The organism is Neorhizobium populisoli (assembly GCF_019430945.1).
In the GTDB taxonomy this organism is placed as follows: Bacteria; Pseudomonadota; Alphaproteobacteria; order Rhizobiales; family Rhizobiaceae; genus Neorhizobium; species Neorhizobium populisoli.
Map to the genome: position 1 here is coordinate 190,126 of NZ_JAHYCB010000007.1, position 12,708 is coordinate 202,833.

Sequence of the window (12,708 nt, forward strand, 5' to 3'; positions counted from 1 at the left end):
TAGCAGGATATCGACCGCACAGAAAAAACCCGGCATCGCTGCCGGGGTTTTGAAAAGATCGAAACGATGGACCGAAATCAGGCGATCTTCGCCTTGCTGAAGCGCTTGCGGTCATTGGCGTCGAGATAGGTCTTGCGCAGGCGGATGCTCTTCGGCGTCACTTCCATAAGCTCGTCGTCCTGGATCCAGGACAGCGCGCGGTCGAGCGTCATGCGGATCGGCGGGGTCAGGCGAACGGCTTCGTCCTTGCCGGCAGAGCGGATGTTAGTCAGCTGCTTGCCCTTGAGAACGTTAACCTCAAGGTCGTTATCGCGCGAGTGGATGCCGATGATCATGCCCATATAGACCTTTTCGCCCGGCTCGATGATCATCGGGCCGCGGTCTTCCAGGTTGAACATCGCATAGGCGACGGCTTCGCCGGCCTGGTTGGCCAGAAGAACACCGTTGGTACGGCCGCCGATTTCGCCCTTGTAAGGCTGATAGTCATGGAACAGGCGGTTCATGATCGCGGTGCCGCGGGTATCCGTCAGGAGTTCCGACTGGTAACCGATCAGGCCGCGGGTCGGCGCGTAGAAGCGCAGACGGACGCGATTGCCGCCGGAAGGACGAAGCTCGACCATCTCGGCCTTACGTTCGGACATCTTCTGGACCACGACGCCGGAATGTTCTTCATCGACGTCGATGACGACTTCCTCAATCGGCTCCATCGTGTCGCCGTTCTCGTTCTTGTGCATGACGACGCGCGGACGCGAAACGGCAAGCTCGAAGCCTTCGCGGCGCATGGTCTCGATCAGAACGGCGAGCTGCAATTCGCCGCGGCCGGACACGTAGAACGAATCCTTGCCTTCGGCTTCTTCGATCTTCAGCGCGACGTTGCCTTCGGCTTCCTTGAACAGACGATCGCGGATTACGCGGCTCGTGACCTTGTCGCCTTCGGTGCCGGCGAGCGGGCTGTCGTTGACGATGAACGACATGGTGACGGTCGGCGGGTCGATCGGCTGTGCGGTCATAGCCTCGTTGACGGCCGGATCACAGAACGTGTCGGCGACGGTGCCCTTCGACAGGCCGGCGATGGCGACGATGTCGCCCGCATGCGCTTCTTCGATCGGCTGACGCTCGATGCCGCGGAATGCGAGGATCTTGGAGATACGGCCGGTTTCAACGGTCTTGCCGTCCTGGGACAGAACCTTGACCGCCTGGTTCGGCTTGATCGAGCCAGAAGCGATGCGGCCGGTGATGATGCGGCCGAGGAAGGGGTTGGCTTCGAGCAGCGTGCCGATCATGCGGAACGGGCCTTCGCCGACATTCGGCTCTGGAACGTGCTTCAGCACCAGATCGAGAAGCGGTGCGAGACCTTCGTCCTTCGGGCCTTCCGGATTGACGTTCATCCAGCCATCGCGACCCGAACCGTAGAGGATCGGGAAATCGAGCTGCTCGTCGGTCGCGTCGAGATTGGCGAACAGGTCGAAGACTTCGTTGATGACTTCTTCGTGGCGGCCATCCGGACGGTCAATCTTGTTGATCGCGACGATCGGACGAAGGCCGACCTTCAGCGCCTTGCCGACCACGAACTTGGTCTGCGGCATCGGGCCTTCCGAGCTATCGACCAGAACGATCGCGCCGTCCACCATCGAGAGAATGCGCTCGACTTCGCCACCGAAGTCGGCGTGGCCGGGGGTATCGACGATGTTGACGCGAACACCCTTCCACTCGATCGAGGTCGCCTTGGCAAGAATGGTAATGCCACGTTCTTTTTCGAGATCGTTGCTGTCCATCATGCGTTCGGTCGTGCGCTGGTTGTCGCGGAACGAGCCGGACTGCTTCAGCAGTTCGTCGACGAGCGTGGTTTTCCCATGGTCAACGTGTGCGATAATCGCGATATTGCGCATCTTCATGTTTTTGAATCTCTGAGCTTGGGCACGGCAACGGGCGGCGGCGCCTAATTCGTTTTGCGGCCTCTTACCTTGTTTTTCGCAATTGCGAAAGGGGTGAGCGCAATCATGCTTTACTCCTATTCCGCGACCAGCCCGCTGCGCCTCAAAAGCATCAGCAGAATAAGCGGAAGAAGGGTGGTGATCAGAATGGCGATAAAGGCCATCGCCATGCCGAGTCCGATCGATCCCTGCTCGAACTGTCGCCAGATGAACGTGGCGATCGTCTGCATGCCGACCGGTGCGACAACCACGGAAGCGACGAGTTCGCGGGATGCCAACGCGAAGACCAGCAGCATGGCGGAGGCGAGGCTCGGGAAGACCAGCGGCAGCAGGATGCGCCGGAAGGCCGTCAGGCTGCTTGCACCAAACACGCGGGCCGCTGCTTCCAGATTATCGCCGATCTGCTGGAAGGCCGCCGTCGTGTAACGCACCGGCTGCGGCAGCAGGATGCAGCAATAGGCGAGAAGCAATATCAAGGCAGTGTTGTAAGGCGTCGCCGGCAGCCAGGGCATGTTCCAGGCGAGGATCAGGCCGACAGCCACGACGATGCCGGGCAGTGCGTTCGGAATGATGGTCAGCGTATCGATGGCGATCCGCCCGCGCATCTTCGTTTTCACCACCGTATAGGCCGCCATGACGCCGATCAGGCCGGTGATCAGGGCTGTGCCGATGCCGAGCGAAAAGCTGTTGACGAGAGCGCCGACCGCGCCGGCACTATTGCTGAACACCAGCATGAAATTGTTGAAACTGATATTGTCGAAGGCCAGCCCGCCGGAAATCGTCCGCGACATGGCCGTGGCAAGGATCGCCAGAAGCGGCACGCCCGTCGCCAGGAACGAGACGACCGCAAAGGCGATCAGCACAGGCACCTTCATCTTGCCGAGCGGCCGTTTGTCCTTGGCCGTCGGCTTGCCGCCCACAGTCTGGTAGGAACGCCGTGCCAGGATCCAGCGCTGCAGCAGAAAAGTGACGAGCGACATCGACACCAGCAGGATCGACAGGATCGCCGCACCCGGCAGGTCGATCGGCCAGTCGGTGATGCGCAGGTCGATCCCGGTGACCAGAACCTGGAAACCGGCGCGGCGGCCGAGCGCTGCCGGCGTGCCGTATTCCTCGATCGCGGCGGCGAAGACCAGCATCAGGCTGGCCGCGAGGCCGGGAGCGGAAAGCGGCAGCGTGATCCGCCAGAAAGCGCGCGCCGGTGACGCGCCGAAGACGCGGCCGACATCCGCATAACGCGCGCCGACGGCTTCCACCGTGCGCGACACCGCGAAATAGACGACCGGAAAGGTGTTGAAGGCCATGACCAGCGTCATGCCGAACAGCGAAAACAGGAACGGCGCCAGATTGAAACCGACCAGCTGCTGCAGGTAACCGCGCGGCTGCAGCGTCATGATCCAGCCGAGCGTCGCGATATAGGGCGGGATCATGAAGGGCACGAGCAGGAGCACGTCCCAAAGCGGCGCCAGCGGAATCCGGTACAGCGCGCGAAACACGCCGAGCGGCACCGCAACCAGCGCCGAGGCGGCGACCACGCAGCATCCGAGCAGGACCGTGTTGCCAGCCATGCCGATCAGCGCGCTGTCATTCAGCGTCGAGACCAGCGAGGAGAAAGGGCTCGAAAACGAGCCCTGTCCCAGATTGGGGAAGATGCTTTGCAGCACCACGGCAAGGAAGGGAATGGCGACGACGAGGATGAGACCCGCAATTGCGAGCCACGCGGCCGGAGCCGCCCCACCTACGCTGCCATTCGCTTTCGTCGACATGATTACTTGCCGCCGTAGATCTTGGTGATTTCGGCGAGCGTTTCCTTGCGCTTGCCGTAAACTGTGGCGGTATCGTATTTCAGGAGCTTCAGGTCGCTGATCAGCGGACGGTTTGCCGGGATGTCGGTGCGGGCCGGCATCAGCATCTCGTCGGCAACCATCTTCTGGCCTTCGTCGGACAGCATGTAATCGATGAACTTCTTAGCGTCGTCCTGGTTCTTGGACCAGTTGAGGATCATCGCCGGGCGCGGCGCGATGACCGTGCCGGAAGCCGGGAAGATCACGTCGATCGATTCACCCTTGGCCTTGGAAGCGAGCGTGATGTAGTCGACCGCGCCGAAGACGGCTGCCTTGGCACCCTGCAGAACCGGGTTCAAAGCATCGGCATTGGCGCCGGCGATGATCGCGCCATTGGCCTTGAGGTCATTGAAGAGCTTGAAATTGTCCTGGCCGGCGAGAGCGGCGGTCAGCTCGAAGGACGAACCGGACTGGGCCGGGTCGGGAATATTGACGAGGTCCTTGTATTCCTTCTTCGTCAGGTCGGCCCATTCGGTCGGCTTCGGCGTGCCGCTCTTGGTGTTCCAGGCGATGCCGAGAGCGGAGATGCCCTGTGCGACGGCGCTATCGGTCTTCAGGAAGTCCGGAACCTTGGCGGCGTTCGGGCTCGAATACTTGACGAGCCAGCCGCGCTTGGCGAAGTCGGTCGCGGTATCCCAGGAGGCCGAAACGAGGACGTCGACGACCGGGTTTGCGGCTTCGGCTTCGATACGGGCCATGACCTTGCCGGTCGTTGCCTGGAAGACGCTGACCTTGATGCCGGTCTGCTTGGTGAAGCCGGCCGACAGCTTGTCGATCAGGCTCTGCGGACCTGCGGTGTAGACAGTGACGTCGGCATGCGCGGCGCCAGCCATGAGTGCTGCGGCGAAAACGCCGAAAGTGATGCTCTTCAAAGACTTAAGCATGTTGTAAACCCTCTCTTGCGGATGAATGAGTTCGGTTGCCGAACCAGCGGATTTGGGCAGGGTCGATCGAAAGGCCGATCCCCTCGCCCGGCTTGAGCTTGATGCGGCTCAAAACCTGCAGCTCGATCCGGGCCGGGCCGACGAGCGAAATGGTGGCAAGGTGTCCATCGCCGCGAAACTGCGAGCGCAGCACCGTACCCGCCAGACGTCCAGGCGAAATCTCGCCGAGCGTGATCGCGGCGATCGGGATCAATACCTGCGCGGTGTCGCCGGCAATGCCGAGATCGCGCAGCAGAGCCACGTCGCAGTCCTTGAAAAACCAGAGCCCATCCCGGTAGCTGAGGTCGGCAATGCCGCCGAGCCGCAGGAAATCCGCCACTTCGGGCGTTGCCGGCCGGTCGATCAGTTCGTCGGGGGAGGCAAGCTGTTCGATCAATCCGCCGCGCATGACGGCGACGTCATCGGCCAGCGTCAGCGCCTCGCTGTGATCATGGGTGACGTAGATGGCGGTCAGGCCGAGCGTCGCGATCAGTTCGGCCAATTCGCCGACCATGTTCTCGCGCAGTTCGCGATCGAGATTGGACAGCGGCTCGTCGAACAGGATGAGCTGCGGCTCGGCCACGATTGCGCGGGCGATCGCCACACGCTGCTGCTGCCCGCCGGAAAGATCGCTCGGCCGGCGATCGGCGTAAGCCTGCAATCCGACACGCTCCAGAGCCCGCATGGTACGCGCACGGCGATCGGCCTTGCCGATACCGCGCATTTCCAGCGGAAATGAAACATTGCCGCCGACCGTCAGATGCGGCCAGAGCGCATAATCCTGGAAGACCATGCCGAGATTGCGTTTTTCCGGCGGGGCGAAAGCGCCGCTAGCCGCGTCCGCGACCACCTGTCCCGCAATCGAAATCGACCCCTTGGTCGGCGCAAGCAGGCCGGCGACCAGTCGCAGAAGCGTGGTCTTGCCGCAGCCCGACGGACCGAGAAGCGCCAGCGTCTTGCCGCGGACGAGCGAGATGTCGATGCCCTTCAGCACGGGCGTTGCGCCATAATGCAATTCGACTCCGGCCGTCGAGACGGCGGCATCGGGCGCTGAAAGCTGAGTTGTCATGGGAAACCGGCATCGGTAGGAGGCGATGCCGGTTGCTTATTAAGCTAGCATGACAGTCGTGTTGCAGTTTGATGACAAAACGATGACAGGGCCGGGCGACATGTCGCCCAGCCGATCACATCGATTTGATCGGCTGGCTCAGGCGTCGCCGCCCGAAACTTCCGCCACCATCGCAAGGCCCTTCTTCTTCAGCATGGCTTCCGGGCTCGGTAACTTGCCGCGGAAGGCGGTATAGGTCTCTTCCGGATCGATCGAGCCGCCGACCGAATAGATATTGTTCTTCAACTTGCGGGCCATGACGGGATCGAACGGATTACCGGCCTCCTCGAAGGCGGAAAACGCATCAGCATCCAGCACTTCCGACCACATGTAGGAATAGTAGCCGGCCGAATAACCGTCACCCGAGAAGACATGCTGGAAGTGCGGCGTCGCGTGCCGCATGACGATCGAGGTCGGCATGCCGAGTTCCTCAAGCACCTGCTTCTGAACCGCCATCGGATCACCCACCGCGCCCTGCGTATGAAATGCCATGTCGACCAGTGCCGAGGAGGTAAACTCCACCGTGTTGAAACCGGCATTGAACGTGCGGGCCGCCAGCACCTTGTCGAGCAAGGCCTTCGGCATCGGCGCGCCGGTTTCGTAATGCACGGCGTATTTCTCGAGGATTTCCGGCACGGTCAGCCAGTGTTCGTAAAGCTGCGAGGGCAATTCGACGAAATCGCGCGACACGCCGGTGCCGGAGACCGATGGGTAGGTTACATCCGACAGCATGCCATGCAGCGCATGGCCAAATTCGTGGAAGAGCGTGCGGGCATCGTCGAGCGACAGCAGCGCCGGCTTACCTTCCGCCGGTTTGGCGAAATTGCAGACATTATAGATGATCGGCAGTTCGCCAGTCGAACCATTCTTCAGCGGCAGCTTGTGCTGGGACTGGATGGAATTCATCCAGGCACCGGAGCGCTTCGAAGAGCGGGCGAAATAATCGCCGAGGAACAGCGCCTTCAGCGCCCCGTCCTTGTCGTGAATCTCGAAGACGCGAACGTCAGGATGATAGGCGGTCACGCCCTTCACTTCGACCGCCTTGATCTCGAACAGCCGCTCGGCGACGTCAAAGCAGGCTTCCAGAACCTTTTCGAGTTGCAGATAAGGCTTCAGTTCCGACTCGGAGAAATTGAACAGCCGCTCGCGCAGCTTCTCCGAATAATACCGCCAGTCCCACGGCATCACCTCATGGTTCTTGCCTTCTTCCGAAATCAGGCGACCGAGATCGGCCTCTTCTTCCAGTGCCTTGGCACGCGCCTTCTCCCAGACCTGCCGCAATAGACCATTCACGGCGGCTGCGGTCTTCGCCATCGTGTTATCGAGCTTGAGGGCTGCAAAATTCTCGTAACCGAGCAGCTTCGCCTTTTCGGTCCTGAGCGCTAGAACCTCGCGGACAATGCCGCGATTGTCCCGCTCGCCGTCGTTCTCGCCGCGCGCCACCCAAGCCTTGAAAGCCTGTTCGCGCAGATCACGGCGGGTCGAGAAGGTCAGGAACGGCTCGATGATCGAGCGGGAGAGCGTGACCAGATAACCATCCGCCTCGTCGCGTTCGCGGGCCGCCGATGCCATCGCATCGCGCAGGAAGGCGGGGAGGCCTTCGAGTTCGGCCTCTTCCGTTAGCTTCAACGACCAGCCCTTCTCGTCGCCGAGAACGTTCTGACCGAATTTCGCGCCAAGGCCGGCAAGCTTCTCGTTGATATCGGCCAGCCGCTCCTGCTCCGCCTTCGGCAGCTTGGCGCCGGCGCGCACGAAACCCTTCCAGTGCCGCTCCAGCACCCGCTCTTCCTCGACCGTCAGGCCAAGTTCCTTGCGCTTTTCCCACAGCGTATCGATGCGCCTGAACAGCGCCTCGTTCATGCCGATCTTCGAATAATGGCGCGACATTTTCGGCGCGATCTCGCGCTCCAGCGCCTGGATGTTCTCGTTGGTATGGGCACCGGCCTTGCCCCAGAAGATCGCCGACACGCGCGACAGCTCGTCACCAGCCACTTCCAGCGCCACAACCGTGTTGGCGAATGTCGGATCTTCCGGGTTGTTGGCGATCGCATCGATTTCAGTCTCATGGGAAGCGAGTGCAGCCTCGAAACCGGGCGCAAAATCCGCATCCTTCACTTGGTCGAAACGCGGCAGGCCCTGATGGCCGTCCCAGTTCACGAGAGCGGGGTTCACCGGAATAGTAGAAGACATGCAAATATCCTTCGAAATGATGCGCAGTCATTCATATAGGCAACAGTGACGGCGATGGGTATGCGCCCAAGTCTTTTTGATTTCCGCCAAGAAATCACACCCAACAATTAACGGGTATTAACCATTTGACGTAATGCGCTGCGGCCAAGTAGATTTTGTTCCAGTATCCATGATGGGATATAGCCATGGAAATCAGTTCCTTGCGCTGGTCTACCAATTTCCTGCAGCGGGAGCACTCTCGAAACAAAGTCGAGAAGGCCTCGCCGCAGGAAACGCGGCCTGGCCAGATCGCTTTTCAGATACCTGATACGGATGAATCGCCGATCAATTTTTCGGCCATTACTCCGAAGGATCTTCGCGCGATCGCTTTGGAAAACTATCAGGCAGGCCGGATAGACCAGGATACTTACGCGACACTCTCCGAAGAACTGCCCACGCATGCGGTCGATGCTCAGGGTCAGGTCGTTGATCTTTCCGAAGTCACCGATGAAACCGGCTTCAACTTCCACGACTACTATCGCAACCAGCTCGAGATCGCCATGTCGCTCGGCGATGCGGACCGCGCAGGCGTATTGCGGTCGGTGATGGCTTTTCTTGAAGTTTGATAGGGTGCTGGCAGTGTGAGATTTTGCCCGCCGGCGCTCAAAAGATTGCGCAGATTTGACGGCAGAAGGCTGATGTAGAGCCCAGAGCCCCCTCACCCGACCTCCGCTAAAGCTCGGCCACCCTCTCCCCGCTGGGTAGAAGGGAAGTAGCAACGCTGCGGCATCCTTCCCTCTCCCCAGCGGGGATAAGGTGGCCTAAAGGGCCGGATGAGGGGGCTTACGCTCTGCCTCAAATTATCTGATCAGATATTTTACGCCCGCCGATACCCGAACAGCCCCGGCGCGGAATGCCACAATGCCTGCACCGCAAACCCTATGAACAACAGACCGGAAAGCCGCACGATCACCCGCTCGTATTTGCGGTAGAACCGCCGCACCACGCCGGCGCCGATGATGGCGATCAGCACCACGTCGGCGATCAGGAAACCGAGCAGCGAGACGGCCAGCAGCACCGGCAATTCGGAAAAATCCAGCGCATCCGACGACCCGGCCAGAAGCGCGGTGAAGGTCGCAAGTGCCACAGGATACCCTTTCGGATTGGTGAGGCCGAAGATCAGTCCGCGGCGGAGCGGCTTCTCGACGGTGATCAGCGCCCCATTCTCGCCCTTCGGCTTTGCCGTCAGGGCACTGTAGCCGATCCAGCCGAGATAAAGGCCGCAGAAGACGCCGAGCACATCGAACAGGGTCGTGCCGATCGTCTTTGCACCGATGATCGCCACCAGCGCCAGCGCCGACCAGAGAATATCGCCGGCCAGATGTCCGCCCATGAAGAAAGCACCGGCCTGCCGGCCTTGCCCCGCGCCGATACCGAGCAGCGCCAGGAACGCCGGACCGGGGATCAGCGTATAGGCCAGCGCCGCAAAAAAAGCACCGAACAGAAGGGTTGATGACATTGCCGACTCCATGAAGGGGATGCGACAATCTCAGCACTTGTCTTGACGCTGTCAATGCAGGCCTCTGCACAACCCGTGGCCGGTTTTTCGGTTGCCTCGCCGCCAAAAGATAGTAAGGGTGCCTTATAAAATCCGCCACCACGGCGCAAAATCTGCCGACACGACAAAGGAGCCGCGCCGGGCATGGACAAAGGCATGGATAATCTGGGTTTTCTGATCGTCGACAGCGCGCGGTTGCTGCGCGCCGCGTTCGAACGCCGCATCACCCAGGCCGGCCTTGGCCTGACGCCGGGGGAAGCCCGGGCGCTGATGAACATAGCCTCCGTCGACGGCAGCCGCCAGCTCGACATCGCCACCCGCATGGGCGTCGAGCCGATGACGCTGTGCGCCTATCTCGACAAGCTGCAGGCGATCGGTCTGATCGAACGGCAACAATGCTCCGCCGACCGACGCGCCAAGCGCATTAATCTCACCAGCACTTCGGAAGAGATGATCGCCTCCATCCGCAAGGAATTGAACGTTATCATTTCCCAGGCGACAGACGGCCTGGATAACGAGCAGAACCGGATGCTGCGCGAAAGCCTGGCGCTCCTGAATTCCAATCTCCAGGCCGTGACCGCCTCTTCGACTGCATCCGATGAAAACTGACATACTTTCTCCCGCGCCTGCCCGGATGAGCGAGCGGCGCACAACTGTGATCGGCGCCCTGCTGACCGCGATCGGCCCGATCTCCATGGCGATCTACACGCCCGCCATGCCGGAACTGGTACACGCTTTCGAAACGACCGAAGCGGCGGTCAAGATGACGCTGTCGCTCTATTTCGCCGGCTTTGCCCTTGCACAGCTCGTCGCCGGCCCGGTTTCTGATGCCTTCGGGCGCAAGGCGGCATCACTGAGCTTCCTCGTCATCTATTTTGTCGGGTCGTTGATTGCCGCCTTTGCGCCGAGCATCGAATGGGTTCTTGCTGGGCGCCTCATCCAGGGCATCGGTGCCTCGGTGGGCGTCACCGTCTCGCGCGCCATCGTGCGCGACCAGTTCGCCGGTGGCGATGCGGCGCGCATCATCAATACGATGGGGATCATCCTGGCGATCGGCCCGTCGCTCGGGCCGACCATTGGCGGGCTCGCGCTTGCCGCTTTCGGCTGGCGCTCTGTTTTCCTGCTGATGATCGGCTTCGGCGCCATGCTGGTTTTTCTGTCGACCGTCTGCATGCGGGAGACGACCACACCGGATCGCAGCCGCCTGAGACCGAAAAGGCTGCTGGAAGCCTATCTGGAAATCGTCCGATTGCCGCGTTTCCTCTTCACCGCACTCATCCTGGCCGGCGCGGTAGGTTCGATGTACGCCCAGGCAGCCGTCCTGCCTTTCATCATGATCGAGAAGGTTGGCCTGACCCCGACCCAGTTCGGCATGAGCATGCTGATGCAGTCCGGCTTCTATCTGATGGGATCGGCAGCCTTGCGGACGGTCTCGAAATGGCTCCCGGCGGAACATGCGCCGATCGTCGGGCTGGCCTTCAGCATCACCGGCGCTCTGGCGATGGCATTTTCCGTCCATCTGTTTGAACCGTCCTTCGTCTCCATCATGGTGCCGGTGGCATTCTGTGCTTTCGGTATCGCCTTCATCGTGCCTTTCATCACGACTGCCGGCCTGATGCCCTTCCCGCATATCGCCGGTTCGGCCTCCGCAATGCTCGGCTTTCTGCAGATGAGCGCCGGTTTTCTCGGCGGCGTGGCGGCCGCCTCAATGGGAATGCCCGTTATCTCGTTCGGCACGATCGTGCCGTTCATGCATATCGCGGCATTGTTCGGCTATATCGGCTACCGACGTAGCCTCCGCACCGCATAGAACCCACGAAAAAGCCCGCCTCCGTTTCCGAAAGCGGGCCTCGATGATCCGGTCGGATCGGCTTACTTGGTCAGGTTACGCTTGGCGAGCGTGCGCAGGCGCAGCGCATTGAGCTTGATGAAGCCGGCCGCATCCTTCTGGTCATAGGCGCCCTGGTCGTCTTCGAAGGTGACCAGTTTGTCGGAATAGAGCGACTTGTCGCTCTCGCGGCCGGTGACCATGACATTGCCCTTGTAGAGCTTCAGCGTCACTTCGCCTTCGACATGCTCCTGGCTCTTGTCGATAAGCGCCTGCAGCATCTCGCGTTCCGGCGAGAACCAGAAGCCGTAATAAATCAGCTCCGCATACCGCGGCATGATGTCGTCCTTGAGATGCGCCGCACCGCGATCGAGCGTGATGCTCTCGATCGCACGATGGGCGGCCAGCAGGATCGTGCCGCCGGGGGTTTCGTAGACGCCGCGCGACTTCATGCCGACATAACGGTTCTCGACGAGGTCGAGGCGGCCGATGCCGTTGTCGCGGCCGTAATTGTTGAGCGTCGCAAGCAGCGTCGCCGGCGACATTGCGACGCCGTTGATCGAGACCGCGTCACCCTTTTTGAAGCCGACCTTGATGGTGGTCGCCTTGTCCGGAGCGGCTTCCGGGGAGATCGTGCGCATATGCACATATTCGGGAGCCTCGACGGACGGGTCTTCCAGAACCTTGCCCTCGGACGAGGAGTGCAGAAGGTTCGCATCGACCGAGAACGGCGCTTCGCCCATCTTGTCCTTGGCAACCGGGATCTGGTTTTCCTCGGCGAACTTCAGGAGGTCGGTACGGCTCTTGAAAGCCCAGTCACGCCACGGCGCGATAACCTTGATATCCGGGTTCAGCGCATAGGCCGAAAGCTCGAAACGGACCTGGTCGTTGCCCTTGCCGGTCGCGCCATGCGCGATCGCATCGGCGCCGGTCTTCTTGGCGATCTCGATCAGGTGCTTGGAGATCAGCGGACGGGCGATCGACGTGCCGAGCAGGTAGACACCTTCATAGACGGCATTGGCGCGGAACATCGGGAAGACGAAATCGCGCACGAATTCTTCGCGCACGTCCTCGATATAGATCTCCTTGATGCCGAGCATTTCGGCCTTCTTGCGGGCCGGCTCCAGCTCTTCGCCCTGGCCGAGATCGGCGGTGAAGGTCACCACTTCGGCATTGAGCTCGGTCTGCAGCCATTTCAGGATGATCGAGGTGTCGAGACCGCCGGAATAGGCGAGAACGACCTTCTTTACGTCTTTCGGAAGTGCCATGTTTATTTCGTCCGTCTGCGGGTGGTGGCGGCCTTAGAGGGGCCGTCGTGTCGGGAATGCGGCACTTTTAGCGAGT

10 protein-coding genes are annotated in these 12,708 nt (G+C 61.0%); 3 read left to right on the forward strand and 7 right to left on the reverse strand.

Annotation, left to right across the window (positions count from 1 at the left end; translation table 11 throughout):
- Positions 1-77: 77 nt before the first annotated feature.
- From typA to KX729_RS21035, 5 genes are all read right to left on the reverse strand, one after another.
- Entirely contained in the window at positions 78-1,895 is a 1,818-nt protein-coding gene (typA, locus tag KX729_RS21015; RefSeq protein WP_219744448.1) for a translational GTPase TypA, read from the reverse strand.
- 116 nt (positions 1,896-2,011) lie between these two features.
- Positions 2,012-3,700, reverse strand: a complete 1,689-nt coding sequence (locus tag KX729_RS21020; RefSeq protein ID WP_219744449.1) for an ABC transporter permease — start codon at positions 3,698-3,700, stop codon at positions 2,012-2,014.
- A gap of 2 nt (positions 3,701-3,702) precedes the next feature.
- A complete protein-coding gene (locus KX729_RS21025; RefSeq protein ID WP_219744450.1) occupies positions 3,703-4,662 on the reverse strand; it encodes an ABC transporter substrate-binding protein in 960 nt (319 codons plus the stop codon).
- Complete coding sequence (locus tag KX729_RS21030; protein WP_219744451.1) at positions 4,655-5,770, reverse strand: ABC transporter ATP-binding protein; 1,116 nt, start codon at positions 5,768-5,770, stop codon at positions 4,655-4,657. The genes KX729_RS21025 and KX729_RS21030 overlap by 8 nt, the downstream gene beginning before the upstream one ends.
- A 138-nt stretch (positions 5,771-5,908) precedes the next feature.
- Positions 5,909-7,999 carry a M3 family metallopeptidase gene (locus KX729_RS21035; RefSeq protein ID WP_219744452.1) on the reverse strand — a complete coding sequence of 697 codons (2,091 nt, stop codon included), beginning with the start codon at positions 7,997-7,999 and terminating at the stop codon, positions 5,909-5,911.
- 185 nt (positions 8,000-8,184) lie between these two features.
- Here KX729_RS21035 and KX729_RS21040 point away from each other — a divergent pair, with 185 nt between their 5' ends.
- Positions 8,185-8,604 (forward strand): hypothetical protein, encoded by a 420-nt coding sequence (locus KX729_RS21040; protein WP_219744453.1) that lies wholly within the window; start codon positions 8,185-8,187, stop codon positions 8,602-8,604.
- 251 nt (positions 8,605-8,855) lie between these two features.
- Here the strand turns inward: KX729_RS21040 and KX729_RS21045 are convergent, their stop codons facing one another.
- A complete protein-coding gene (locus KX729_RS21045) occupies positions 8,856-9,497 on the reverse strand; it encodes a LysE family translocator (RefSeq protein WP_219744454.1) in 642 nt (213 codons plus the stop codon).
- A 195-nt stretch (positions 9,498-9,692) separates the two neighbouring features.
- On the opposite strand from KX729_RS21045, the gene KX729_RS21050 reads away from it, so the two are divergent.
- Positions 9,693-10,145 (forward strand): MarR family winged helix-turn-helix transcriptional regulator, encoded by a 453-nt coding sequence (locus tag KX729_RS21050; RefSeq protein WP_219744455.1) that lies wholly within the window; start codon positions 9,693-9,695, stop codon positions 10,143-10,145.
- The gene (locus KX729_RS21055) at positions 10,135-11,346 is read left to right on the forward strand and encodes a multidrug effflux MFS transporter (RefSeq protein WP_246617733.1); all 1,212 of its coding nucleotides are present in this window, start codon (positions 10,135-10,137) and stop codon (positions 11,344-11,346) included. The genes KX729_RS21050 and KX729_RS21055 overlap by 11 nt, the downstream gene beginning before the upstream one ends.
- A gap of 62 nt (positions 11,347-11,408) precedes the next feature.
- Here KX729_RS21055 and KX729_RS21060 read toward each other — a convergent pair whose 3' ends face one another.
- The gene (locus tag KX729_RS21060; RefSeq protein ID WP_219744456.1) at positions 11,409-12,632 is read right to left on the reverse strand and encodes an argininosuccinate synthase; all 1,224 of its coding nucleotides are present in this window, start codon (positions 12,630-12,632) and stop codon (positions 11,409-11,411) included.
- Between the last annotated feature and the right edge of the window lie 76 nt (positions 12,633-12,708).